Origin of the sequence: Bartonella doshiae NCTC 12862 = ATCC 700133, from assembly GCF_000278155.1 — a bacterium.
GTDB lineage: Bacteria > Pseudomonadota > Alphaproteobacteria > Rhizobiales > Rhizobiaceae > Bartonella > Bartonella doshiae.
In genome coordinates this window covers 204,261-230,985 of record NZ_JH725096.1, presented here as the reverse complement: position 1 = coordinate 230,985, position 26,725 = coordinate 204,261, and the positions used below count along the sequence as shown (strand labels likewise).

Genomic DNA, 26,725 nt, shown 5'->3' with positions numbered 1-26,725 from the left:
TTATTCATGAAACCGCAAAGGCAAAAAGAATTTCCTTTGTTTAAAGGAGCAACGCGCGTTCCAACAGTTTGGGGTGTACCAATGATGCCCCTCATATTTATGGTTATAAGTGTTGCTGCTGTTGCTATGACTATAAATATCTTTTTGTGGCTTATTGCAGTTCCGTTGTGGTTTATTATGGTACAAATTACCAAAAATGATGATAAAGCATTCCGCATTTGGTGGTTGTGGATTGATACCAAATTACGCAACCGTAACAAGAAATTTTGGGGTGCATCAAGTTACAGCCCCTCTAACTATCGCAAAAGGAGATAAGCATGACAGCTGTTGAAAGCAGCAAGCGGCTTGCATCAGAAACACCTGTAAGCTTGTTTATACCCTATTCACACCACGTGACAGACACGATTATTTCTACAAAAAATGCGGAGTATTTATCAATCTGGAAGATTGATGGGCGCTCACATCAAAGCGCTTCGGAAGAGGATATTTTTCAATGGACTAAAGAGCTTAATAACACTCTGCGTGGTATTGCATCGGCCAATTTATCATTGTGGACACATATCGTGCGCCGCCGTGTTTATGAGTATCCTGATTCAGGATTTGATAAACTATTTTGTTATCAACTTGATGAAAAATACAGGCAAAGCTTTACTGGCTATAATTTAATGGTCAATGACCTGTATCTAACTGTTGTTTTCCAGCCAATAGCTGACAAGATTATGTCATTTTTTTCTCAGCATGAGCGTGAAACCCTTGATCAGAAAAAGATACGGCAAGAATCTTGTATAAAAGCTCTCAATGATATCAATCACACCTTAGGTCAATCATTAAAACGCTACGGAGCAGAACTTCTTGGTGCTTATGAAAAAAATGGGCATGCTTATTCTTCTGCGCTTGAATTTCTCGGAATGCTTATCAATGGCGAGTACCGACCTATGCCAATATGTCATGATCGTTTTGCTGATTATTTATCCATCAATCGACCTTTCTTCTCAAAATGGGGTGCATTAGGTGAACTGCGTACAACCACTGGAACACGTCGATTTGGAATGGTGGAAATTAAGGAATACGACTCTACGACTAAACCAGGACAACTTAATGTTTTGCTGGAAAGCGATTTCGAATTTGTGTTAACACAGAGCTTCTCTGTACTCTCACGACATGCGGCCAAGGATTATTTGCAACGGCATCAGCGTAATCTTATCGACGCACGCGATGTAGCAACAAGTCAAATTGAGCAAATTGATGAAGCGCTTAACCAGCTTGTCAGTGGACATTTTGTCATGGGTGAACATCATTGCACCTTGACACTCTATGGTGATACAGTCCAACAAGTTCGTGACCATATGGCAAAAGCGAGTGCGGCACTGCTAGATGTTGCAATATTACCAAAACCTGTAGATTTAGCCATAGAGGCTGGTTATTGGGCACAACTTCCCGCGAATTGGAAATGGCGACCACGTCCTGCACCAATTACATCACTGAATTTTTTATCATTCTCATCTTTTCATAACTTTATGTCAGGTAAGCCAACTGGAAACCCATGGGGTCCAGCCGTTACAATTCTTAAAACAACAAGTAAAACGCCACTTTATTTCAATTTTCACGCATCAAAACTTGAAGAAGATTCAACAAACAAGCGCTTACTTGGTAATACCGCTCTAATCGGACAATCTGGTTCTGGTAAAACTGTATTGCTCGGATTTCTGTTAGCACAAGCACAAAAATTTAAGCCGACAACCGTTGTTTTTGATAAAGATCGTGGCATGGAAATTGCTATTCGGGCAATGGGAGGTCGATATTTATCATTTAAAGCTGGTAAACCGAGTGGTTTTAATCCATTCCAGCTTCCCCCCACACAAGATAATCTGATTTTTTTAAAACAATTTGTTAAAAAATTGGCAGAAGCTGGTGGCGAAGTTACGCACCACGATGAAGAGGAAATCAACCAAGCTATCACATCTATTATGAGTAGCAATATTGATAGGTCATTGCGTCGCTTGTCTTTTCTGGTGCAATTCTTACCAAATCCGCATCTAAATGATTATAACGCACACCCATCTGTTCATGCTCGCTTAATAAAATGGTGTGAGGGTGGTGATTATGGATGGTTGTTTGATAATCCAAACGATGCACTTGATCTTTCAACACATCAAATTTACGGCTTTGATATTACCGAATTCTTAGATAACCCAGAAACTCGTACTCCAGTGATGATGTATTTGCTCTACCGCACAGAAGGAATGATTAGCGGACAGCGCTTTATGTATATTTTTGACGAATTCTGGAAACCTTTGCAAGATCCGTATTTTGAGGATTTGGCAAAAAATAAACAAAAAACTATCCGTAAACAAAATGGTATTTTTGTTTACGCTACACAAGAGCCTAGCGATGCCTTGGAAAGTAATATCGCCAAAACGCTCATTCAGCAATGTGCAACTTACATCTTTCTAGCCAATCCTAAGGCAAATTATGAAGATTATACAAAGGGCTTTAAACTTACAGATGCTGAGTTTGAACTTATCAAAGGAATTGGTGAATTTAGTCGCCAATTCCTCATAAAGCAGGGAGATCAATCCGCGCTCGCAGAACTTAATCTTGGCAAATTCCAAATGACAATTGATGGAAAAACTATCGAACGGGATTTTAGTGACGAACTTCTAGTGTTATCGGGAACGCCTGACAATGCAGAGTTTGCCGAAAACATTATCGCTAAAGTAGGCGACGATCCAGCAGTGTGGTTACCAATTTTTTTACAACATGTAAAAACTGATAGGAGGGAAACATGAAAAGAGTAATCATTTTAATAATAGCAGCAGTTTTTGGAGCAACAAATTCAGCAATGGCTTTTTGGGGAGCTGGAGCAGCAGATTTAAGTGCATCAGTTCCATCTTTGCCTAATTTTTTTTGGAGTTCACCCCAAAAAAAACCGTCTAAAAAATCTTCCCCACCACAACACTATATAGAAATTATCAATTTAATAAAACAGCAGCTTGAGGTGAACAAAAAACAGTTTGAACAAGCGAAAAAAACAAATAACTCTATTATGAGCAATCAAAAATCTAAGGTTACACAAGCAGACCACAACAGTTTTTTTCTCAAAAATCCAGAATTGGTCTACAAAAACGGTCAGTCAGATATATCTGCATTGCTTACAAATATTTTGCAAGAAGAAGAAATTTCTACCTCTATTGGTGAATCTCGCAATTCTATCGGTAAACGCATCCAATATGCAACTGCCATCGATAAAGCTGTGAGTTTAAAAACTTTTCAAGAAACAGAAAATCGTTTTCAGCAAATCTCAAAACTCGTAGAACAAATAAATACAACAGTCGATCTAAAAAGTATTGCAGAATTGCAGGCACGCATAAAAGGCATGTTAGCTATGGTTCAAAATGAGGCAACAAAATTACAAATGGTCGCACATTCACGCAATGCAGAACAAGCACTTATCAGTCAGCAAAAGCAAAAACGCAACATGCAAATTCTTAACAGTAAAAATAGAGAAATGCCTATTATAAAATCAATAAGATAAAATTTTTATAAAAGATTTATCCTATGCCATCCGTTTGTTAGCTTCGTTCTCGGGAAAAACTGAATATATAATATCAGATTATTCTCTCAACATTCTGAAGAAACACACAAGAGTTTAATCTACCCCAAAACAATTCCAATGAGAAATGCTAAGTTAAAACATACGATATGTACCTATTTTTCAAGATAATGGAAAACTAAAAATTCGCTAAAGAGGAATGCTATGGACTTCAGAATGTTTGCGCAACTTTTCGGTCACATTGATCAAGCAACAAAAACATATGTCATGGACATTTCCTCAAAAGTGATTACGACAATTACACCCTTCGTATCAATCAGTATTACTATCGCTTTCATTATATATGGATGGCTCATCATGCGTGGTGCGATAGATATGCCAGTCTCTGAGTTCCTAAGCCGTTGCTTGCGGATAAGCATTATTACTTCAATGGCATTGTCTGTAGGACTTTACCAAAATGAAATTGCGAATTTGATAATAGAAATGCCCCATGATTTGTTAAGTACTTTAATAAAAAATCCACCAGACAACAATAAATTAATCAACTTGATTGACAAAGTAGCTGAAAGAGGATTCGAATGTGCAAGCAAAGCTTTCGAAGAAGCTGCTTTCTTGGATGCTGGTGGACTGCTGTATGGTCTCTTTGGTATCCTTATCTTGCTTGCAACAAGCTTCTTAGCCGCAATCGGCGGTGCATTCATCTTAATGGCAAAAATCGCACTTATATTACTCGTAGGACTCGGACCATTCTTTATCATTGCCTTACTCTGGCAACCAACCTATCGCTTTTTTGAGCAATGGATAGCCCAAATCTTAAATTATACAATTCTCATCGTGCTCCTAGCCACCGTATTTACTTTGATGATGGATATCTTTGCAAATTATATGACCGATCTGAAATTCGATGGAAAGCAAAATGTAGGATATGCCCTTGGTGGTGCTCTCATATTATCCATTATATCCATTGTACTGTTGTTCAAATTGTCAAGCATTGCCAATGCGTTGGCAAAGGGTGTGACATTTGGACACCTCTGGAGATTAAATGCCATAGGAAGCAATCCCTCCCGTAACAATACCACAACAAAATAACCCGTTAGCGTATTAAAGAATATAGGTTCTACAGTTAATCGTTTCTGTAAACAAAATTAAATTCAAGAAAATAATAACAATAACACGACATATATTTACTATTCAAAATTGAAATAATGATAATAAAGTGTTAGATTAATGTTTGCAGTTAAAAAAGAGGAATGTTAGAATGAAACAAATCATTTTTACAATTTTGATTGTAAGTTTTTTATCGGCTTGCGGATCTGTTCCAAAACCAAAGCAACCAAGTAATTGGAATCGTATACCTGTTAATAAAATAATCCCTGCCGAAATTCAGCGAGGAAGCATATGAAAAAAAAACAAGTTAAACCAGTAAAAGCCGAACAACTTAACAGTTATTATGAAGAAAGTCGTGGCTTGGAACGTGAACTCATAAGCGAATTTATAAGGTCGCGCAAAACAGCATGGCGTGTAGCAGGTGCTATTGGTATTTTTGGCTTATTTGGCATGATGTGTGGGGTTGTTGGTTTTTCTCAACCAGCTCCAACTCCTTTAGTGCTACGCGTTGATAATGCGACAGGTGCTGTTGATGTCATTTCTGTAATGCGTGAGCATGAAACTAGCTATGGCGAAGTTGTGGACAGATACTGGCTCAATCAATATGTGCTTAACCGTGAAACTTATGACTACGACACCATTCAGTTGAACTATGATACTGCAGCGCTTTTAAGTGCTCCTACTGTTCAACAAGAGTTTTACAAAATTTATGATGGTGAAAATGCACGCGACAAAGTGCTTTCCAACAAAGCACGCATTACAGTTAAGGTACGCTCAATCCAACCAAATGGGCGTGGTCAAGCGATCGTGCGTTTTACGACGCAACAACATGACAGCAATGGCGTAGCTGAACCAAAACAACACCAAATCGCGACAATTGGCTACACTTATGTTGGTGCACCAATGAAATCATCTGATCGATTACTTAATCCCCTCGGTTTCCAGGTCACAAGCTACCGCTCTGATCCAGAAGTACTTTTGAATAATTGAGGAATTAATTATTATGAAAAAACTTGCATTTATTGCTTTGCTGTCTTCGCTTTCCTCATTTTATACGTTGCCCGTACAAGCACTTAAAACCCCATCCAATTCACAATATGATCACCGTATTCGCTATGTGACTTATAACGTAGCTGATGTAGTTCAAATTGAAACTGTCCTTGGTGTAGCAACACATATCATCCTTGAAGAAGGCGAACAATATATCACCCACGCTTTTGGTGATTCGGATGCCTATGCTTTTGCACATAAAGGGCGTCATATCTTTATTAAACCCAAAGCAGAACTTGCTAATACGAATCTCATCGTTGTAACCGACAAACGCAGCTACAAATTCCGACTACAGTTTCGAAATGATCGTGCTGGAGCTACTTATGAATTAGCTTTTCACTATCCCGACGCAAATACCCAAAAATCACATGAGAACAGCCAACGTCTTGCTATTGAACGTGGTTTTTATCAAGACGTGAAAGGTTATAACCTGAGCTATACTATGAGCGGCAACCAAGATATTGCTCCGATCAACGCTTGGGATAATGGACGTATTACCTATTTCAAATTTCCTACTAACATGGACATGCCATCAATTTACGTAGTGGATGCTGAAGGCAATGAAAGTTTAATACCGCGTACTGTTGTAGGAAATTCTAATGATATTATCGCTGTTCATAAGGTTAATCCTAAGTGGCTTATACGACTTGGCAAACGTGCTTTGGCTATTTTCAATGAAGCCTACGACCCTAATGGTATACCAAATACAACTGGAACAATATCCTCGGTAGTTCACCGCATCAATAAAGGAGGAAAATGATGTTCGAAAATAAGAAAGGAGATGAAATCAACAAAAGTGCAAAATTGGATTACACTGAACAAAAGCATATTGAAGGTGCGTATGGTAGCTCAGAATTAGGTTTAGAACGCCGTCCAACAATTCCTGGTGCACGCGCATTATTGATGGTAGGACTTATTGTCATAGTAGCAGTACCAATTGCTTTAACTTGGAAAGCATTAAAAATGCGTAATGCTGTAGACGTTGAAGAAGAAAAGCCACAACAAACGGTGCAACAAATTATACCAAGTTATACCCCTAAAGTTATAGAAGAACCGAAGCTTGTAGAAGAAATTGAAAAACCAACACAAATAGAGGATAAAACACTTGAGATTCCACCAGCTTTGGCTAAGCTTATTCAAACAACGATTCCACCACATTTGATCAAAGATTCTGAAGAATTGGCGCGCCAGCGTATGTTAAGTTCAGGTCTTAACAACGGTGGTAGTAGTGAAAGCTCTACAGAAGATTCAAGAAATAGTGCATCTAAAAATGATAGAAATAGTGATGTATTATTCGATCAACTCCAGCCTGTACGTTTAGGTCAATCACACGCAGTTCAGCTTCGTAACCGTGATCTCTTGATTACGCAAGGAACGCAAATAGATTGCGTTCTGGAAACAAAGATCATTACATCACAGCCGGGAATGACAACATGTCATTTAACACGTGATGTTTATTCTACGAGCGGTCGCGTTGTTTTGCTAGATCGTGGTTCTAAAGTTGTCGGCTTTTACCAAAGTGGTATACAACAAGGACAAACGCGCGTCTTTGTACAATGGTCGCGTATTGAAACACCTTCTGGAGTTATTGTTAATCTGGATTCACCCGGCTCTGGTCCCCTTGGAGAAGCTGGCATTGGTGGCTGGATCGATAGACATTTTTGGGAACGATTCGGTGGTGCAATTATGGTGAGTATAATTGGTGATTTAGGAGACTGGATGAAAAATAAAATTGGTTTAGAAAATGAAGACAAGAAAAAATCACAATCTCAAAACACACAGAGTGCTGAATCAGTAATTACCGATGTTCTTCAAAACTCCATAAATATTGCACCAACACTTTACAAAAACCAAGGCGAGCGGTTGAATATTTTTGTTGCTCGCGACCTGGATTTCAGTGATGTCTACAGCCTCGTTACACGCTAATCAAATACAGAAAGATCAAGCAGTTGCACAGCTTCTGCAGCCGCTTGATCGCTTCTTAGAAGATCCGAAAATTACTGAATTATCAATCTGCCGTCCCTGTGAAGTGTGGACAAAAGACTTTAAAGGTTGGCAGATGCATAGCGTACCAGAGTTAACAAATGCTTTTTTACAAACGCTTATCACGGCCATTATCGTTTATAACGGTATGGCACCTAGAAGCATTAATTATGTGCTGTTGCCCGGAGGGCAGCGCGGTACAATTGTGCAAACACCAGCTGTCATCGATGGCACACTCTCTTTTGTGATTCGTAAACATTCTCTCACAGTTAAGACGTTAGAGGATCTCAACAAAGAAGGTGCTTTTGAAACTTTTACCGACGTAAGCTTCAATAAGCCTTCGGAAAAAGAAGCAAATGACTTTTTATCAAAGCAAGATTTTACGCGATTGGAGCCATTTGAGGTTCAACTTCTGGGTCTCAAACGTGATAGAAAAATTCTCGAATTTTTAGAAGAATGTGTACTTCGTAAACGCAATATTATCATTGCAGGCAAAACAGGATCAGGCAAAACAACATTTGCTCGCTCCTTAATTGAAAAGGTACCAGTAGAAGAGCGCATTATCACAATTGAAGATGTTCATGAACTTTTTCTACCAAATCATCCAAACCATGTACATATGATTTATGGTAACAGTGCAGGTCGTGTGTCTCCTGATGAATGTCTCGATGCATGTATGCGTCAATCACCTGACCGTATCTTTCTCGCTGAACTACGTGGCAACGAAGCATGGGAATATCTCAACTCACTAAATACTGGACACCCAGGATCAATTACAACTACACACGCCAACAGTGCTTTGCAAACATTTGAGAGATGTGCCACACTAATCAAAAGATCAGAAGTTGGCCGACAACTCGATCTAGAAATGATAAAGATAGTACTTTACACAACAGTGGATGTGGTATTGTTTTTTAAGGATAGAAAGCTCTCTGAAGTTTTTTATGATCCTATTTTTTCTAAATCAAAGGTAACTTAAAATAAAACCCTTCTCGCATTACTGCGAGAAGGGTTCAATAGCAGCCATGAGGAATTGTTACGGTTTTTTACACTCAAGTTCAGTAGGGGTAATCTTCTCCCTATTCTATTTTCCTCTTTTATGTGTATTTAGCGCTCTTGTAATATAGAAAAGGGAAGTTTTGTGATAACCACACCATCATCATAAAAAACCAAATTATTTACAAAATTCTCATTATTTTTGAGAACTTTTTCTACGCATTAAAAAAATATGCATCTTGTCATATGCTATGGATAAATAACGGCGATGCTAAAAATCATTTTTATATCATATGCGGCTCACTTATAAAAACAAAACATGCATCTAAAAATACCTTGCATCGATTTTACAGCCGCCGATATAAACCAATCAAATCTACGGTTTCTTTTTCGACACCACCTTGCATAACTGCTACAACACGTTGACTTATAAAGAGATGGGCCAACTTGCAGATCACATCTCAACTATGAGAGCAATGTTCTAAGGAAAAACTCACAAAAAATCATATATACCTACACCTAAACAGGCTTAAAAAGCACAAACCTCTAAAATAAAAAAATTTTAATAACCCTATGATAGACCATATAAACAACAAACAATAATTACTTATATCATCAATATTTGCTGTAAAATTCCATCTTTCATGTAGAGAAATAATCAGATATTTTTATCTGTTCAAACAAGTGCATATGTACACAAGTACATTAAGAGAAATCGACAAATCTCAATAAAAATAATAGCCTAAAGTCATCTGTTTTCACAAATAAAAGTGAGATTATACACCCATAAAATTAAAAAAATAAAGCATAACTTCTACTAAATTGAATCATATAAGAATATCACACCATCGGGACCATTGATCTATTATCAATAATGTATTTTCTTAAAAACTTTTCCTAAACACAAAATGCTTTATTTTTTTATAATTTTTCATTCTCATAAGAAATTTGATAAACTCTACAAAACAAACCCGCACAACACCTCAAAAAGCAAAAAAGTATGCATCAAAACTTCATTCTTGCTCCATACCTTATTTTTAATAATCAATATATTTTTAAAGGCGGCGTTCAACCATAAGCTTTTTAATCTCAGCAATCGCTTTAGCTGGATTTAACCCTTTTGGACAAGTTTGCGCACAATTCATAATTGTGTGACATCGATAAAGCCGAAAAGGATCTTCCAAGTTATCAAGACGCTCACCGCACATTTCATCACGCGAATCAGCAATCCAGCGATAAGCTTGAAGCAGAATAGCCGGTCCCAAATAACGATCGCCATTCCACCAATAACTCGGACATGATGTCTGACAACAAGCACACAGAATACACTCATAAAGACCATCAATTTTTTGACGATCGTCATAACTTTGCAACCACTCTTTTGCAGGCTCTGGAGAAACGGTTTGCAACCAAGGCTCAATGACGCGATGTTGCGCATAAAAGCGCTTCAAATCAGGAACCAAATCTTTCACTATAGGCATAGAAGGAAGAGGATACACTTTAATTGGATGTTTCACATCATCCATGCCTTTTGTACAAGCCAGTGTATTTGTGCCATCAATATTCATCGCACAGGAACCACAAATACCCTCACGACAAGATCGACGAAATGTCAAAGTCGGATCAATATGATTCTTAATAAATAACAGCCCATCAAGAATCATTGGACCGCAAGCTGAACGGTCCACATAATAGGTATCAAGATGTGGATTTTCCTCATCATCAGGCGACCAACGGTAAACATGAAATTCTGTTAATTGTGTAGCACCTTCAGGCTTAGGCCAAACCTTTCCAGTTTTTACTTGTGAATTTTTGGGAAGCTTAATTTGTACCATAATTCATTCTCCCCTTAGTAAACGCGTTTTTTAGGCGCAATGCGCTTTAAATCGATACCACCATCTGCTTCCGATGTTAACGGCTCCACATGGACAGGGCGATACGACAATGTCACCTTTCCTTCTTTCGATAAATGCGAAAGTGTATGTTTACGCCAATTTTTATCGTCACGCTCTGGATAATCTTCACGTGCATGCGCTCCCCGACTTTCTAGACGCGCTTCTGCTGAATAAACAGTCATAATTGCATTAGCCATGAGATTTTCAAGCTCTAATGCTTCAACCAAATCAGAATTCCATATCAATGAACGATCTGTCACTTTGAGATCAGATAATTCACCCCAAATTTGACTTATTCTTTGGCATCCTTGTTTCAAAGAATCTTCCGTACGAAAGACAGCAGCATCTTCCTGCATAGTACGCTGCATTTTTTCACGTAATACGGCTGTTGGTGTCCCTCCTTGAGCAAAGCGTAAACGATCAAAACGCGCCATAATTTCGTCAACAGCTGATTCATTAAGAGGTGGAATTTCTGCATCTTTATCAATTACTTCACCAGCACGAATCGCAGCTGCACGCCCAAACACAACAAGATCAATCAATGAATTCGAACCCAAGCGATTGGCTCCATGGACAGAAGCGCAACCTGCTTCACCTACTGCCATCAAACCCGGTTGAATACAATCAGGTGCATTGGCAGTTGGATTGAGAACTTCTCCATAATAATTTGTAGGAATACCACCCATGTTATAATGAACCGTTGGAAGAATAGGAATAGGTTCTTTTGTCACATCAACCCCTGCAAAAATCCGTGCTGACTCCGAAATTCCTGGCAAACGCTCATGTAATACAGCAGGATCAATATGATTAAGAACCAAATAAATATGATCTTTCTTCGCTCCAACCCCACGCCCTTCACGAATTTCCAGCGTTATACAACGAGAAACAAGATCACGTGAAGCCAAATCTTTAAAGGAAGGGGCATAGCGCTCCATAAAGCGCTCACCTTCAGAATTTACTAAATAGCCGCCTTCACCCCGAGCTCCCTCTGTGATTAAACAACCAGAACCATAAATACCTGTAGGATGAAATTGAACAAACTCCATATCCTGAAGTGGTAACCCCGCACGCGCGATCATCCCGCCACCATCCCCCGTACATGTATGAGCGGATGTTGCCGAAAAATAAGCACGTCCATAGCCACCAGTTGCAAGAACAACCATTTTAGCAGAAAAACGGTGTATAGTACCATCATCGAGATTCCAAGCAATAACCCCCGTGCACACACCATCAGTCATAATCAAATCAAGTGCGAAATATTCAATAAAAAACTGTGCATTATGTTTTAAGCTCTGCCCATAAAGTGTATGCAAAATTGCATGCCCTGTACGATCGGCTGCTGCACAAGTACGTTGAACAGGTGGCCCTTCTCCAAACTCTGTTGTATGCCCACCAAAAGGACGTTGATAAATTTTTCCTTCTTGCGTACGTGAAAAAGGAACACCGTAATGTTCTAATTCGTACACAGCAGCAGGTGCATTACGCACCAAATATTCCATTGCATCGGTATCACCCAACCAATCAGACCCTTTCACTGTATCGTACAAATGCCACTGCCAATTGTCAGGCCCCATATTTGAAAGCGATGCTGCAATGCCTCCCTGCGCCGCAACCGTGTGCGACCTTGTCGGAAAAACTTTTGTGATACAGGCTGTTTTTAATCCCTGCTCCGCCATACCAAGTGTCGCACGCAAACCAGCACCACCAGCACCAACAATAACAACATCAAATTTATGATCCACGTAGCGATAAGGAGTGTTACCTGCTTTAGCGCCCAGAGATGATCCTGTGCTCACCATATTGTCAAACCCCTAATGCAATTTTCAAAAGAGCAAAAATAATTACACCACCCAACACAAAACAAAACAAAATATTCAATACTAAAAATAACAACCGAAAACCTTCACGTGGAATATAATCTTCAATAACAACCTGCATTCCAAGTTTCATATGATAAAGAAATGACAAAGTCAGCAATCCCATTAAAACAGCAACAACAGGATGTGAAAGCCGCGCACGCACAAAGCTATAATCTTTTCCAACGAGCGAAAGGACAAGAACAATAAAAAACACCAAAAGAGGCAAATTTATAATACCCGTCAAGCGCTGTAACCAAAAATGCCCTGTTCCTTCATGGGCACTTCCACGTCCCCGTACTTTTCCAAGTTCCGTCCGAAAATCTTTATTCATATTCCTCTCCACCCCCAACTATACAATGCTATACCCAATGATCCAAATCGCAAGAGTAATAACAAGAGAAATAAACACTGTCGCCCAAGCCGTTAGCGTTGCCTTTTCTTTAGCCAAAAGAAAAGGCATCATATCCCAAACAATGTGGCGAACACCACCAACCATATGATGGACCCCAGCAAGCGTATAAAGGAATAAAATACAACGCCCTGGTAAAGAACTATAAATTTCATAAACCGTTCTAAACATCTCAGCCCCAGAAGCAACTGAAATCAACCAAATAGCAAGAAATACCATTCCGAAATAAAGTGCCATACCAGTAATACGATGCGCAATTGACATTGCCATAGTAATGGACCAACGATAAATACTTATATGAGGGGAACGAGGGCGCTCTTTTGTCCTAGTTGTCTCTATCATAAAATATCCTGACCTGGTTTTCACAGCAACCGCATCATGAGTGAGAAAACGCACACAAAACGGTTATAAATATCGCTTCCACTTAATTTGGCATCTAACAAAGCCAATATTACAGGTCGGTTGTCTCAAATAACGGATTAAAGGTCGCGCATAAAAAAACCGATTGTTCTACACAAAAAACGCAAAACTCGTCTTGTTTAATACAATTTTATCTTCGCGTCAAAGGTATAACGTCATTTCTCAATTATAAACATGCATTTTTTCAGAATTATATTCATCGTTAATTCTGGAGATCAATAACAATCTACACCATGTCTTAAATCCCAATTATCATGAAAAAATAGAGTGAAATTCATTTTTGTAAATTTTAGCAGACATCACTTAGCTTATTATGTCTTTTCAATGATACTCAAATATGCTTCTAAAGACCAACCTCATATCCCATAATATCTTAAATTTCCGCTATCATAAAAAAACAAATGCCTACATCTTTTTTGATGTTTACAATATTTTTTAAACACGAAAACCCTTTTGATTAAGAAAACAAATCATTAATGATATAAAAAAAGCGACCCAAAAGTCGCTTTTTCGTAAATTTTATTAGACAGAACACTTATTCGACCGTTTGTGTTTTAATATCCTCTACAGCAGCTGTTGTTTTCACACCTTCAACAGCCTGCGCACCTTTTTTCCGATAATCTTTCTTTTCAAAGATACGCGCTGCCTTACCCCTTAAACCACGGAGATAATAAAGTTTTGCCCGACGAACCTTACCGCGGCGCACAAGCTCAACACCTTCAATCAAAGGTGAATAAAATGGAAATACACGCTCAACCCCTTCTCCATAAGAAATTTTCCGCACTGTAAAAGTCTCATTTAAACCACCGCCAGAACGCGCAATACATACTCCTTCGTAAGCTTGAATACGCGTCCTTGTACCTTCCGTCACACGCACCATAACACGCACTGTATCCCCTGCTTGAAATTCTGGTATTTGACGTTTTGCTACAATTTTTGCGCATTGTTCAGCTTCAAGCTGTGCGATAATATTCATTTCTTTCATCCTTCATGTTCTTTTCGAACAGTCAGAGCGCTCAACTCTTGCCGAAAAAAGCTTTTGAATATAAAAAAGGTTCTTCAGGCTATGCTTTTTACACAGGAGCGAATACACTATCCCTTAAATTTTTGGATTCATAGAAAGTTCTTTAGAAGAAAACTCTCTAGAAAGTGCGTTGTGCAATACACCATCTTATAACACGAATCAAGTTTTCTGACGATTTTTCTTATACAGAGCGTAAAGATCAGGGCGTCGTTGACGTGTTAATAACTCAGCTTGTTGTTGACGCCAATCAGCGATAGCTTTATGATGACCGGACATCAGCACTGGTGGGATACTGCGTCCTTCAAAAAGGGAAGGACGTGTATAGTGAGGGTGTTCAAGCAAACCATTCTCAAAACTTTCACAGCTTCCAGAAGCTTCATTGCCCATCACTCCAGGTAAAAGACGTACAATGGCATCCAAAAGAACCAACGCTGCTGCTTCTCCACCTGAAAGAATATAATCACCAATGGACACTTCTTCTAATTGGCGTGCTTCTATGACTCGTTCATCAACACCTTCAAAACGCCCACAAATCAATGTTACGCTCCCTTCAAGCGCCAAAGAACGTGCATAAGTTTGATTAAAAGGTCGACCACGCGGACTCATCAACAACCTTTGTGAATCATCTGGACAGCTATCAAGAGCAGCAGCCAAAACATCCGCTCGCATAACCATACCAGCACCTCCACCAGCTGGTGTATCATCAACACTATGGTGTTTATCCAAAGCAAAATCTCTAATTTGCACGGTATCCAGCGACCATATTCCCTTCTTTAAAGCTTGCCCAGCGAGAGAATAACCTAAAAATCCAGGAAACATTTCAGGATAAAGTGTAAAAACGCGTGCTTGAAACTTCATTTTTTCACTCTCATTCTTTCACCTAAATCATCTCCTTCTTTCCCTTTCTCATCGTCACTGAGCAAACCGGCTGCCACTGGATCAACAACAAGAAATCCAGAAGGAATACAAACTTCTGGCACTGCCGCCTTGCTAAACGGAATGAGCACAGTTTTGCCCGCTTCTAAACGCACTTCAAGTAAATCACCAGCTCCAAAATTAAAAAAACTTCTTACTTCACCTAATATTTGACCGACACAATCTTGAACACGAAGTCCTATTAAATCAACTTGGTAAAATTCATCCTCTGTCAAATCATCAATCAATTGATCACGTGCAATGTAAAGGCGAGTCCCCTTTAAAGCTTCAGCAGTATTTCGCTCTTGAATTCCTTTAAAACGGACGATCGCATTACTTTTTTGCACACGAAGAGTTAAAATTTCATAAGAACGTCCCATTTCATCATAAAGAATACCGTAAGCCTTTAAACGCTGTGGCTCAGTACCAAAAACTTTAACCAAAACATCCCCTTTTATGCCATGGGCTGAAGCAATAATGGCAAGATAGACTTTATTTTTAAGCTTTTTTCTATTATGTTCCATGTAAAAATGTCGTTTTCTAAAAACGATTCCTAGAATTTCATAATTTTCTACTCAATCTTGTTGCCATATAAAAATCTTCTCAAAAGACCTTTCTTGGTAACAAAACAAATTAATACAAAGGAAAAGTCGTATGGCAAATATTATGCTCTTTTATAAAGATATTATCCCTATTAATAAAGTTTCTCATAAAAATCTAAAATTTTCTCCTCCAAATGATATGTCTTTTGCCAAAGATACGCATTGGGTTCCTTTGGCAAGTAGTGAATATTTTCAAGCTGCGCTAGACTATCCAATTTTGTTTATGTGCGCAGAAGACGAGCAAAAGAAAAAGCACTATACATCTGCTGCTCTTGTAGGTCTTTCTAATGACGAAAATGATTACATTTCCTCTGATAAAAGTTGGAAACAAAATACATACCTCCCAGCTTTTGTCCGTCGCTATCCTTTCGTACTTGCACAACTGCAAGATGAAAAAGAGCTTTCTGTTTGCTTTGATCCGCAATCAGGCATGTTTAATGAAGTTTCAGGCACAGAACTTTTCAATTCAGATGGTTCTATTTCTCCTTTCATGGAAGAGCGTATTCGTTTTCTTGAAAGCTTTAAAATCGCTATGGAGAAAACCGCTGAATTTATTGATGCTCTTGTGGCAATGGATCTTCTCAGTCAAAAATCAATCAATGTGAAAAATGACAAAGGTCTTTCAGCGCAATTGGAAAATTTCTGGGTGGTTGATGAAGAAAAACTGAATAAATTATCTGCTAGCCAGCTTGCAAAATTGCATAAAAATGGCTTTTTAGGGTTAATTTTTGCACATCTCATGTCAACACATAATCTTTTAAAGATACTCTCTATAAAAGGTGAAAAGCATATTATCAATCCTGAAGAGCAGTTCCAAGACAATAATCACACTGATGACGAACAGCAGAACAAGAAAGAGACACTCAACTAGAAATGTCCGTAAAAAGTGACAAGAGAAAAGACAAAGATGTTTTTCTCATTCCAGCGAATCAAGCTGTTTTATCTGCGAGAAAAAGCTGGCTTGATAGTCTTGTACAAACACGTCGTATGTCCATTAAAACAGCGCAAGCTTATGAACAAGATACACGACAGTTTTTGTTTTTTCTCTGTCAGCATTTAGGGCACGAATCAACCTTTGATGATCTCGCCAATTTGCGCGTAATTGATTTACGTGCATACTTAGCTTATCGCCGTGCACATAATATAAGCGCACGCTCTTTAAGCCGAGGCATGGCGGGACTGCGTTCTTTTTTCAACTATTTATCACGCGAAGGAATCGTCAGCATACCTGCCTCTAAACTTGTCCGAACCCCAAAACACCCAAAATCGCTACCGAAACCTTTAGCAATCACATCAGCGCTTCATATCGTCAAACAAGAAAATCAACAAGAAAATGAACCATGGATCACCGCTCGGAATGCGGCTGTCTTAATGCTTCTTTATGGCTGCGGAATGCGAATATCAGAAGCTTTAGCACTCACACCAGAGCAATTTTCTGATCCTGAAAAGACAAGTTTATTTGTAATTGGAAAAGGTGGAAAAACGCGCCTAGTTCCCCTCATAAAAATTGTTTACGAAACTGTACAAAATTATCTCACATGTTGCCCATATCCTTTAGTGGACAACCAACCAATGTTCCGTGGTGCCCGCGGTGGCCCTTTGCAGCCAGCAATTATTCAACGCGCTGTGCGAAACTTACGTATAATTCTTGGTTTACCAGAAAATGCCACTCCCCATACATTGCGCCATTCTTTTGCTACCCATCTTTTGTCACGTGGAGGAGATTTGCGCACCATTCAAGAACTTCTCGGCCACGCTAGCTTATCCACCACACAAATCTACACACACGTTGATACAAACCTCTTGTTAGAAATTTATCAAAAAGCGCACCCGCGTGCCTAAAAAACTTTTGCATAAATTACAACACATTAGACAGCTTCAACTTCAAGTGCCAAAGCATGAACACAAGTTGCTAACTCTTTTTGTAAAACTTGATAAATAGCCCGATGTATTTCCACACGCGTCATGCCTGAAAAAGCAGAAGAAAGCATTTTCACGCGAAAATGTGTTTCTCCTTTACCATCAAAAGCATGCTCATCATGAGGATGCCCAGCATGAAGATGACTTTCGTTAATCACCTCAAGATTCCGCGGATGAAAAGCATCCTGAAGTTTCATACTGATAATCATTTGAATTGTCATAGATATTTTTTATTCCTTCACAAAATGAGTATTATAATGCCTCTTTTTCATAACCAAATGCATGTGAAAACAAATTTTTCAAAAGTCAATTCTTGTCAAATCGATTGATTTTGCATAAACCAAAGATATGACAATAACATCTAAATTATTTGATTCAATTAGAATCAGTGCAAATAAAAAAGAGCAGAGTGAATCACAAGCACAACAGTGTCAATGGGAAGGTTGTGAAAAAGCTGGATCCCATAAAGCACCAGCAGGACGCAATCATGAAGGGCAATATTTATACTTCTGTATTGATCATGTGCGTGCTTATAATAAAAATTTTAATTACTTCTCGGGCCTAAGTGATAAAGATATTGCAAAATTCCAAAAGGATGCCCTCACAGGACATCGTCCAACATGGCCTACTGATCTGAGCAATGGCATATCAAAAAAAACATCTGCTAACTATGCCAAAATCCGCTCTGGAACGGCTGCGTATCAAAACCGTGTGCGTGATCCATTCACATTATTTACCCAACGTCATACGAGTAATACTTCTTCACGAAAATTAAAACCCTTAGAAGCCAAAGCTTTTGATACATTAGGATTACAAGCAAACGCTTCCGCTGAAGACATCAAAACAAAATATAAAGAGCTGGTTAAAAGACATCATCCTGATGCTAATGGTGGAAACCGTTCTTCAGAAGAGCGTTTTCGCGATGTTCTTAACGCTTATAATCTATTAAAAAAATCTGGTCTCTGCTAAAAAAGATATGGTTTCACAGAACACCTTATTACTCATACGATCATATTTTGACCTTCTCTCTACTCTAAAGAACGAAGATTCCTACCAATCCCATTTGACTTGCCTCTATGGATTCCCTATTGTTTACCCCTTGATGTAATATACGCGCAGGCTCTATGGGCAAGTCCTGCCCTAAATATTCTGTTCAGCTTCACTACTCTACATTCGATTAGAGATAATATTGTATTTTAAGATGCATAGATGTACTATACACTACCGTTCTAAAAGACAACGTTTTACGGCACTGCAACAGATAAAATTGCAAAATACATGATAAAGTCTCTTTCAAATTCAAGACTCCCATTATAGAGCATTGCATAAGTGCTCCAACTCTTGTATCGTTTTTCAGCGAATAAAAATAAACAGCGTACTTTCTCTTCCAAAAATACAATGACAAAAACAAAAATTATAGTCGAAAATATGCCTGATATCACAGTCTGCGCTCGTGATCTGTTTAATATTGATACAGATATGAAAGTGCCCGCTTTTAGCACAAAAAGCCCCCATGTCCCTGAGAAAGATCCCGATTATCTTTTTGATAAGCAAACTACTTTAGCACTTCTCGCAGGTTTTGCATTTAATCGCCGTGTTATGGTTGCTGGTTATCACGGCACCGGTAAATCGACACATATCGAACAAGTTGCAGCACGTCTCAATTGGCCCTGTATTCGAATTAATCTTGACAGTCACGTTAGCCGCATCGATCTTATAGGAAAAGATGCCATTGTTTTAAAAGATGGACTACAAATCACTGAATTTAAAGAGGGTATATTGCCATGGGCTTATCAAAATAATATTGCTCTTGTTTTTGATGAGTACGACGCAGGTCGCCCCGATGTTATGTTTGTCATTCAACGTGTTCTTGAAACTTCTGGACGGCTGAGCTTACTTGATCAAAGCCGTGTCATTTCTCCTCATCCAGCATTTCGTCTTTTTGCAACAGCAAATACCATTGGTCTCGGCGATACAACAGGGCTCTATCATGGCACCCAACAAATCAACCAAGCCCAAATGGACCGCTGGTCTATTGTAACAATATTGAATTATTTACCGCACGATAAAGAAGTTGACATCATTTGTTCAAAGGTCAAGTCTTTTCAAACATCTGAAGACAAAAAAATAATTTCGCAAATGGTGCATGTTGCTGATATGGTACGTAAATCTTTTATCAATGGAGATCTTTCAACAGTGATGAGCCCACGTACTGTCATTACTTGGGCAGAAAACAGCACAATTTTTCAAGATGTTGGTTTTGCCTTTCGTTTAACCTTTCTCAATAAATGTGATGAATTAGAACGTGCAACTGTTGCAGAATTTTATCAACGTGCCTTTGGACAAGAGCTTCCAGAATCACCGACCCAATGTGTTTTACCTTAAGGGAATACGTTAATCATGACCGCAGCAGCGGGCGACAATAGCCAAATTCTGAAAAATGACTCTCCCACTAATCATTTTGATTCTCAAGCTTTTAAAAAAGCACTTTCTGCTTGTATGCGTGCAATTGCTGGTACACCTGATCTTGAAGTATCCTTTAGTCATAACAAACCTTCACTGAGCGGAAATTATGCACGTTTACCGGAGCTTCCACAACAGTCTACAGATAAACAAATAGGTGTTACTCGCGGATTAGGCGATTCTATGGCTCTACGCAAAGCGTGGCATGATAACCGCATTCATACACGATTTGCCCCAATAGAATCAGAAGCTCGGGCTGTCTTTGATGCCCTTGAACAAACGCGTGTGGAAACAATTGGCTCTTTAGCAATGGAGGGAATTGCGCAAAATCTCGATAAAATGCTTGCCGATAAATATCAAAGAGCCCACTATCATAGGATTAGCACCCAAAATGAAGCACCTATCCAAGAAGCAATTGCACTTTTATTGCGGGAAAAAATAACAGAACGCCCTCCCCCAAAAGAAGCTGGAGCAGTTTTAGAATTATGGCGGCATACAATTGAACAAAAAGCTGCTGCAGAACTGAACGAACTCACATATCATATTCATAACCAATATGCTTTTGCACGAATCGTTCGTCAAATGCTTGCTGCGCTTAAGATGGCAGTACAATTAGAAGAAACTTCCGACAATGTAAATGACGAAAAAATAACAGAAAAGTGCGAACCTCAAAACCAAGATACAGAAGAAAATAAAAACGAAAAACACGCTCAAAGTGAGGAGAAAACAACCACTGAACAAGAAAGTGATGTGCAAGACGAAGGAAAAACGCAAGCAACAAAATCTAATGACAAAGATAAAGCAAATGAAGAACAAGAAAGCTTTCAGCAAGAAAAACAAAGCAAACCCAAACATATTCTGTCTGACTCTGAACAATTGGAAAGGCTTGCTGATTATAAAATTTTCACCCGTCAATTTGACGAAGTTTTGGAGGCAACAAATTTTTGCTCCGAAAGCGAATTGGATCAGTTGCGTCAATATCTTGATAAACAAATCTACCATCTTCAAAAAATTGTTGGACGCTTAGCAAACCGCTTACAGCGCCGCCTCATGGCACAACAAAATCGCAGTTGGAATTTTGATCTTGAGGAAGGATATCTTGACACATCACGACTCTCACGTCTTATTATTGACCCAATGCAACCGCTTTCTTTTAAAATGGAAAGCAATACCCAATTTCAAGATACGGTTGTTTCATTACTCATTGATAATTCGGGTTCAATGCGCGGACGTCCAATTACTGTTGCAGCAAGTTGTGCAGATATTTTGGCACAAACTCTTGAACGTTGTGGTGTCAAAGTTGAAATTTTAGGTTTTACCACCAAAGCTTGGAAAGGAGGAAAATCTCGCGAACAGTGGCTTGCACAACAAAAGCCAAGCCATCCTGGACGTCTTAATGATTTGTGTCATATTATCTATAAAAGCGCTGATACACCATGGCGTCGCGCCCGACGCAATTTAGGTCTTATGATGCAAGAAGGCTTGCTGAAAGAGAATATCGATGGTGAAGCACTTATTTGGGCACATCAACGTCTTTTATCACGACGTGAACAACGTCGTATTCTCATGGTCATTTCTGATGGTGCCCCTGTTGACGATTCAACACTCTCTGTTAATTCTAGCAATTATCTTGAAAAGCATTTGCGCGCTGTGATTCAAGAAATCCAAACATACTCACCTGTAGAACTGATTGCCATTGGAATTGGTCATGACGTTACACGTTATTATCAACGCGCTGTAACTATTATGAATGCTGAAGAACTTGCTGATGCTATAACAAAACAACTAGAAGCACTTTTCAGTATTAAAAAGCCCTCTTCTTATAAAAGATTTTAAGAAAATTCTGTCTAATCAGCATGTTGAACTGTATTTTCCAGCTCCCAATATTGCAATAACCGTTGAGAGCTAACAAATATAATGATGATGTCAACTCGCTTCTTCATAAGGATATAGTAGAAATCTTGTCTCATTTAGAACATAAAGGATCAAGAATATTATTTGTTACAAACAAAAAACGAATCATCTTTTGCATGATCTTGATAAAGAGGAATCTTCACAGCGCTGAGAACTGTTCTATAAGGAACCAGCATAAACAAGCTCATAATAATTTTTACAAAAAAATCACCAAAAGCAAGTGAGAGCCAAACAGAAACCTCAAACCCCCAAAAAACAGTACTTTCCACAATTGAACTATCAGTATACCCTGTCATCTGATCGATAAATGCAAAAGTGCTCGAAAAAGCAAGAGCAAAAAACAAAATTGTATCCAAAGCCGAACCAACCAATGCTGCTGCTAAAGGCGCTTTCCACCATGTTTTACGTCGCAAAGGAGTAAAAACGAAAATATCGATTAACTGTCCAAATAAAAAGGCCGAACTAGACGCAATCGCAAGCCGCGGTGTAGCCAAGATCCAAGACACAAAAACACCAGCAACAAAACCTGCATACACCACACGCCGCGCCGCAGCCGGACCATAAAAACGATTAGTCAAATCATTGATCAAAAAAGCAAACGGATAGGTAAAAGCACCATAAGTCAGAAGTTCATTTAGACCAAATAAATAAACAGGATACTGAACTAAGATATTAGAAGCAGTCACAGCAAGGCACATCGTAAAAACAGAAAAAACAATATAACTTTTCTTCTGCTGCTCTAATAAAGGATCGCGCATTAAGAACATTTTTTTAACCTGGGTAATGGAACCAATCAAATACAACGATCAAAAAACGATCTCCCCAAAAATGAGGAGCAAGGATTCAACTCTGTAATAAACAAAAGCGACTAAGCTGCTTGCTCAACCTCTTGTTCAGCTTTTTTCTTAAGAATCTGACGTTTTAACAAACGTGCACGTTGTGACAACTCTTTATCATCAGCTTTAACTAAAAAGCCATCAAGACCACCGCGATGCTCAACAGAACGCAAAGCATTTGCTGAAATACGCAAACGATAACTTTGTTGTAACACCTCTGAAATCAAAGTTACATTGCAAAGATTTGGTAAAAAACGACGACGCGTTTTATTGTTTGCATGGCTCACATTATTGCCATACTGAACCGTTTTTCCTGTCAATTCGCAGGCACGAGACATGAAATTCACCTTTAAACTCTAAAAAAACTCTTAAATCCCAACACCCGCAAAAAAGAACGAGCACAAAGCGCACGCAACATTGCCTTGAACGGGCATTATTAGAAAGTTGTGTTTCTAATAGGGTGTTAACAAGAAAAGGTCAAGTCTTTTATAAAACCCTTTGCATCCCTTATTGGTACATTTTCCTCTCTTCATCCTCAAAAAAACGTATAAAACATTTTTTTTTAGGCAACACCATGTTAAAAAGGAGCTTACTGTATAAAAAAGGAAGCGTTAATCATGAACCAAACAGATAATCCCATGACGGAGCTTCAAAAAAAGCACATCAATTTTTCTTCACTTCTGTTTGGTGCCTTATGTATCTGTTTTTTTCTTCTCTTTAGTGCACTTGGTGTGTGGCAAATACACCGATTAAACTGGAAAACAAACCTTATCACCAGCGCTAACCAACGTGTTCATTTGTCTCCTGTCAAAGCACCACCACAAAATCAATGGGCGCATGTCACTTTTGAAAAAGATGAATATCGGCCTGTCATCATCACGGGAAAATTCCTGACCGATAAAAATATTTTAGTTACTACTGTTGCTCAAAATACTACTGGCTACTGGGTTTTGACACCTTTACAAACAACTGATAATACACTGACTTTTGTGAATCGTGGTTTTATTCCCATGGATGCCCGCAATGATTTTCAATCCACAGAGGAATTACACACAAATGCTCCCACACATCAATATTCTGCTCTGAACACGGAACAAACTACAATCATAGGTTTGTTACGCATGAGTGAAAAAAACGGGGTTTTTCCGCGTAAAAACAATCCTGATCACAATATATGGTACACACGCGAAATCCCCGCTATGGCACAAAAGCTTGAGCTTAGTTTGTCGACTGTTGCTCCTTATTTTATTGATGCCGGAAAAAAAACAGACACACAGAAAAAGCTTCCTATTGCTGGTTTAACCGTTATACACTTTCGCAACAACCATCTTATCTACGCTATCACATGGTTTACTTTAGCCGCAGGAATCTTAGCAGCCTCTCTTCTCCTGTTACGGCAAAAAAGATAAAAACAAACTATTCCACCCTGTGAAATAGATAGATCATGAAATAATCTTACTTTAAGAAGTACGCACAATCTCACACCCCCTGCACCACCACGTCGGTATGTTACACATTCTCGCATTTTTTAAGAAAAAGAAACAACCAATAATACACAGAAAAGTAAACACACGTAAATAAGCTCTTTATACATGTTTCTTACTTTGCTGTATGCTGTTCCTTTATTTGCTGCATCAAAAATGAGAAGAAGAATATCTAATCAACACACCCCCCCCTCTTCTAATAAACAAAGCTCTTACAAACAAATCTTAGAGAGATTTATGAGAATAATGCCATGCTATTGAATCAATATCGCCGCGATAAATGCCAAGATCATAGAGCTCATACGTTGAAAGATGACTCAATGCATTAACTGTACGACGATAACGACGCCAATTACGATAAGCACGCAGAATATTCATGTCTTTATCCAAAATCTTTAGGTTACATTCTCTGGGCGTAAGATAGAGCAAAATACAAAAAAAAGGTGTGCTATAACTGCATAACTGACGTGCGCACATAGCACGGCCCCGCTTTGAACTTCTACACCGTTAAAAAGAATCAATAGCAAAAATGAAGATAGTACTTAATGGCGAAAATGCCGCACACCAGTAAAAACCATAGCTAAACCCTGCGCATCAGCTGCTGCAATAACTTCTTCATCACGCATGGATCCTCCTGGTTGAATAACTGCTGTTACACCAGCTTCAGCAGCAGCTAATAAACCATCTGCAAAAGGAAAGAATGCATCTGATGCAACTACAGCTCCTTTCGTAAGAGGTTCTGTTAAACCCGCTCTTTGCGCACTTTCTTCAGCCTTGCGTGCAGCAATTTTTGCTGAATCTATACGACTCATCTGTCCCGCACCAATTCCAACTGTCGCACTATCTTTTGCATAAACAATAGCATTTGACTTGACATGTTTCACCACGCGAAAAGCAAAAAGAAGATCCCGCATTTCATTTTGACTTGGTGCTCGTTTTGTCACTACTTGCAATTTAAGATCATCAACAACCATATTATCACGTGATTGCACTAACATTCCCCCTGCAAGCGTTTTAGCAATAAGTCCTCCACATCGTGGATTAGGTAAACCACCTGTAATTAACAAACGAAGATTTTTCTTTTGTGCAATGATTTCACGCGCAGCCATTGTTGCATCAGGAGCAATAATCACTTCAGTAAAAATTTTGATAATCTCTTCAGCACATTCTTCATCCAGAGATTGATTCAAAGCAATAATACCACCAAATGCTGATACATTATCACACATAAGAGCTTTTAAATAAGCTTCTTTTAAACTCTTTCCTTCCGCAACACCACAAGGATTCGCATGTTTAATAAGAGCAACAGCAGCAGTTCTTTGAGGATCAAATTCTGCAACCAATTCAAACGCCGCATCTGTATCATTTATATTGTTATAAGAGAGTGCTTTGCCTTGCAAAAGTTTAGCTGTTGCAACACCAAAACGCTTATCGCTATTGCGATAAAATGCCGCTTGTTGATGCGGATTTTCTCCATAACGCATAATACTGCTAAGATGACCAGAAAAACTCTGCCAATCTGGTGTTTCAATTTTTAAATCCTGTGCGAACCATGCCGCTATCGCCGCATCATAAGCAGCTGTACGTGCGTAAGCACGCATGGCTAACTGACGCCGTGTAAGAAAACTTAAACACCCATCATGCTGCTTTAATTCAGCAAGAACCAAATCATAATCACTCACAGCTGTTACAACACCAGTGTAAGCATGGTTTTTTGCTGCAGCGCGGATCATTGCCGGCCCACCAATATCAATATTTTCAAGAATTGTTTGTCCATCAGCCCCTGATTGAGAAGTTTCTTCAAAAGGATAAAGATTCACCACCAAAAGATCGATTCCATGAATACCATATGCCTCCATAGCAGCCACATGATCTGGATCCTCTCTTACCCCTAATAAAGCACCATGAATCAAAGGATGAAGCGTTTTAACCCGCCCATCCATTATTTCCGGAAACCCTGTAACTTCAGCAACATCTTTTACCGGTAAGCCAACATTAATTAAAGTCTTAGCTGTTCCTCCTGTTGAAATCAATTCAGCACCATAAGCATGAAGTGCTTGTGCAAATGCAACAACACCCGTTTTATCAGACACTGAAAGAAGAACGCGACGGACCCGATGAAAATCAGGTATGGGAAAATTTTTTGCAACAACACCCATAACAGAAACCCTAAAAAAATGGTTAAAAATTTAAGAGAAGCGAACAGATAAATTCATAACATACATTATTATCAAAATATACTGAAAGGATGAAATGTCTTTAATTTTAACAAATAAAGTAGAGCTTTCCTTTTAT

The 26,725-nt window shown here is 38.8% G+C and carries 27 protein-coding genes; 15 read left to right on the top strand and 12 right to left on the bottom strand.

Annotated elements, in window-relative coordinates:
* The first annotated feature begins 6 nt into the window (after nt 1-6).
* The 9 genes from MCS_RS05755 to virB11 all read left to right on the top strand — a co-directional run bounded on the left by MCS_RS05755 (nt 7) and on the right by virB11 (nt 8,672).
* Nucleotides 7-315 carry a VirB3 family type IV secretion system protein gene (locus MCS_RS05755; protein WP_004856338.1) on the top strand — a complete coding sequence of 103 codons (309 nt, stop codon included), beginning with the start codon at nt 7-9 and terminating at the stop codon, nt 313-315.
* A gap of 2 nt (nt 316-317) precedes the next feature.
* On the top strand, nt 318-2,789 hold the full coding sequence (locus MCS_RS05750; protein ID WP_004856337.1) for a VirB4 family type IV secretion/conjugal transfer ATPase: 2,472 nt from the start codon (nt 318-320) through the stop codon (nt 2,787-2,789).
* On the top strand, nt 2,786-3,535 hold the full coding sequence (locus MCS_RS05745; RefSeq protein ID WP_004856336.1) for a TrbJ/VirB5 family protein: 750 nt from the start codon (nt 2,786-2,788) through the stop codon (nt 3,533-3,535). Before MCS_RS05750 ends, MCS_RS05745 begins: the two co-directional genes overlap by 4 nt.
* A gap of 222 nt (nt 3,536-3,757) precedes the next feature.
* A complete protein-coding gene (locus MCS_RS05740) occupies nt 3,758-4,642 on the top strand; it encodes a TrbL/VirB6 family protein (protein ID WP_004856335.1) in 885 nt (294 codons plus the stop codon).
* 169 nt (nt 4,643-4,811) lie between these two features.
* Nucleotides 4,812-4,955: a hypothetical protein gene (locus MCS_RS05735; RefSeq protein WP_004856334.1), complete on the top strand. Its 144-nt coding sequence runs from the start codon at nt 4,812-4,814 to the stop codon at nt 4,953-4,955.
* Nucleotides 4,952-5,650, top strand: a complete 699-nt coding sequence (locus MCS_RS05730; protein ID WP_004856333.1) for a VirB8 family type IV secretion system protein — start codon at nt 4,952-4,954, stop codon at nt 5,648-5,650. The genes MCS_RS05735 and MCS_RS05730 overlap by 4 nt, the downstream gene beginning before the upstream one ends.
* Before the next feature lie 13 nt (nt 5,651-5,663).
* Nucleotides 5,664-6,470: a P-type conjugative transfer protein VirB9 gene (gene virB9, locus MCS_RS05725; protein WP_004856332.1), complete on the top strand. Its 807-nt coding sequence runs from the start codon at nt 5,664-5,666 to the stop codon at nt 6,468-6,470.
* Complete coding sequence (virB10, locus tag MCS_RS05720) at nt 6,470-7,636, top strand: type IV secretion system protein VirB10 (RefSeq protein WP_004856331.1); 1,167 nt, start codon at nt 6,470-6,472, stop codon at nt 7,634-7,636. The genes virB9 and virB10 overlap by 1 nt, the downstream gene beginning before the upstream one ends.
* Nucleotides 7,608-8,672 (top strand): P-type DNA transfer ATPase VirB11, encoded by a 1,065-nt coding sequence (gene virB11 / locus MCS_RS05715; RefSeq protein ID WP_195886771.1) that lies wholly within the window; start codon nt 7,608-7,610, stop codon nt 8,670-8,672. Before virB10 ends, virB11 begins: the two co-directional genes overlap by 29 nt.
* Before the next feature lie 1,072 nt (nt 8,673-9,744).
* On the opposite strand, the gene MCS_RS05710 is transcribed toward virB11, so the two are convergent.
* From MCS_RS05710 to rimM, 7 genes are all read right to left on the bottom strand, one after another.
* Nucleotides 9,745-10,524 carry a succinate dehydrogenase iron-sulfur subunit gene (locus MCS_RS05710; protein ID WP_004856328.1) on the bottom strand — a complete coding sequence of 260 codons (780 nt, stop codon included), beginning with the start codon at nt 10,522-10,524 and terminating at the stop codon, nt 9,745-9,747.
* A 14-nt stretch (nt 10,525-10,538) separates the two neighbouring features.
* Nucleotides 10,539-12,383 carry a succinate dehydrogenase flavoprotein subunit gene (sdhA, locus tag MCS_RS05705; protein WP_004856327.1) on the bottom strand — a complete coding sequence of 615 codons (1,845 nt, stop codon included), beginning with the start codon at nt 12,381-12,383 and terminating at the stop codon, nt 10,539-10,541.
* A 4-nt stretch (nt 12,384-12,387) separates the two neighbouring features.
* Nucleotides 12,388-12,774, bottom strand: coding sequence for a succinate dehydrogenase, hydrophobic membrane anchor protein (gene sdhD / locus MCS_RS05700; protein WP_004856326.1), 387 nt, complete (start codon nt 12,772-12,774; stop codon nt 12,388-12,390).
* An 18-nt stretch (nt 12,775-12,792) separates the two neighbouring features.
* Nucleotides 12,793-13,194: a succinate dehydrogenase, cytochrome b556 subunit gene (gene sdhC, locus MCS_RS05695; RefSeq protein WP_004856325.1), complete on the bottom strand. Its 402-nt coding sequence runs from the start codon at nt 13,192-13,194 to the stop codon at nt 12,793-12,795.
* Between the two features lie 613 nt (nt 13,195-13,807).
* Nucleotides 13,808-14,248, bottom strand: a complete 441-nt coding sequence (gene rplS, locus MCS_RS05690; protein WP_004856324.1) for a 50S ribosomal protein L19 — start codon at nt 14,246-14,248, stop codon at nt 13,808-13,810.
* A gap of 207 nt (nt 14,249-14,455) precedes the next feature.
* The gene (trmD, locus tag MCS_RS05685; protein WP_004856323.1) at nt 14,456-15,154 is read right to left on the bottom strand and encodes a tRNA (guanosine(37)-N1)-methyltransferase TrmD; all 699 of its coding nucleotides are present in this window, start codon (nt 15,152-15,154) and stop codon (nt 14,456-14,458) included.
* Nucleotides 15,151-15,735 (bottom strand): ribosome maturation factor RimM, encoded by a 585-nt coding sequence (gene rimM / locus MCS_RS05680; RefSeq protein WP_004856322.1) that lies wholly within the window; start codon nt 15,733-15,735, stop codon nt 15,151-15,153. Before rimM ends, trmD begins: the two co-directional genes overlap by 4 nt.
* 130 nt (nt 15,736-15,865) lie before the next feature.
* On the opposite strand from rimM, the gene MCS_RS05675 reads away from it, so the two are divergent.
* Nucleotides 15,866-16,684, top strand: coding sequence for a SapC family protein (locus MCS_RS05675; protein WP_004856321.1), 819 nt, complete (start codon nt 15,866-15,868; stop codon nt 16,682-16,684).
* A 2-nt stretch (nt 16,685-16,686) separates the two neighbouring features.
* On the top strand, nt 16,687-17,655 hold the full coding sequence (locus MCS_RS05670; RefSeq protein WP_004856320.1) for a tyrosine recombinase XerC: 969 nt from the start codon (nt 16,687-16,689) through the stop codon (nt 17,653-17,655).
* A gap of 26 nt (nt 17,656-17,681) precedes the next feature.
* Here MCS_RS05670 and MCS_RS05665 read toward each other — a convergent pair whose 3' ends face one another.
* Nucleotides 17,682-17,954 carry a BolA family protein gene (locus MCS_RS05665; protein ID WP_004856319.1) on the bottom strand — a complete coding sequence of 91 codons (273 nt, stop codon included), beginning with the start codon at nt 17,952-17,954 and terminating at the stop codon, nt 17,682-17,684.
* A 127-nt stretch (nt 17,955-18,081) separates the two neighbouring features.
* Between MCS_RS05665 and MCS_RS05660 the strand changes: the two genes are divergently transcribed.
* The 3 genes from MCS_RS05660 to cobT all read left to right on the top strand — a co-directional run bounded on the left by MCS_RS05660 (nt 18,082) and on the right by cobT (nt 22,032).
* Nucleotides 18,082-18,702, top strand: a complete 621-nt coding sequence (locus MCS_RS05660; RefSeq protein WP_004856318.1) for a J domain-containing protein — start codon at nt 18,082-18,084, stop codon at nt 18,700-18,702.
* A gap of 429 nt (nt 18,703-19,131) precedes the next feature.
* Nucleotides 19,132-20,118: a cobaltochelatase subunit CobS gene (gene cobS / locus MCS_RS05655; RefSeq protein ID WP_024864155.1), complete on the top strand. Its 987-nt coding sequence runs from the start codon at nt 19,132-19,134 to the stop codon at nt 20,116-20,118.
* Between the two features lie 15 nt (nt 20,119-20,133).
* Nucleotides 20,134-22,032: a cobaltochelatase subunit CobT gene (gene cobT, locus MCS_RS05650; RefSeq protein WP_004856316.1), complete on the top strand. Its 1,899-nt coding sequence runs from the start codon at nt 20,134-20,136 to the stop codon at nt 22,030-22,032.
* A 158-nt stretch (nt 22,033-22,190) separates the two neighbouring features.
* Here the strand turns inward: cobT and MCS_RS05645 are convergent, their stop codons facing one another.
* Both MCS_RS05645 and rpmB read right to left on the bottom strand, forming a co-directional pair.
* Nucleotides 22,191-22,877, bottom strand: coding sequence for a queuosine precursor transporter (locus tag MCS_RS05645; protein WP_004856315.1), 687 nt, complete (start codon nt 22,875-22,877; stop codon nt 22,191-22,193).
* 101 nt (nt 22,878-22,978) lie between these two features.
* The gene (gene rpmB / locus MCS_RS05640) at nt 22,979-23,284 is read right to left on the bottom strand and encodes a 50S ribosomal protein L28 (RefSeq protein WP_004856314.1); all 306 of its coding nucleotides are present in this window, start codon (nt 23,282-23,284) and stop codon (nt 22,979-22,981) included.
* A gap of 279 nt (nt 23,285-23,563) precedes the next feature.
* Here rpmB and MCS_RS05635 point away from each other — a divergent pair, with 279 nt between their 5' ends.
* Nucleotides 23,564-24,355: an SURF1 family protein gene (locus MCS_RS05635; RefSeq protein WP_004856313.1), complete on the top strand. Its 792-nt coding sequence runs from the start codon at nt 23,564-23,566 to the stop codon at nt 24,353-24,355.
* 300 nt (nt 24,356-24,655) lie between these two features.
* On the opposite strand, the gene MCS_RS08135 is transcribed toward MCS_RS05635, so the two are convergent.
* Both MCS_RS08135 and purH read right to left on the bottom strand, forming a co-directional pair.
* Entirely contained in the window at nt 24,656-24,808 is a 153-nt protein-coding gene (locus MCS_RS08135; protein WP_004856312.1) for a DUF1127 domain-containing protein, read from the bottom strand.
* A 164-nt stretch (nt 24,809-24,972) separates the two neighbouring features.
* Complete coding sequence (purH, locus tag MCS_RS05625; protein ID WP_004856311.1) at nt 24,973-26,589, bottom strand: bifunctional phosphoribosylaminoimidazolecarboxamide formyltransferase/IMP cyclohydrolase; 1,617 nt, start codon at nt 26,587-26,589, stop codon at nt 24,973-24,975.
* Nucleotides 26,590-26,725: the final 136 nt, after the last annotated feature.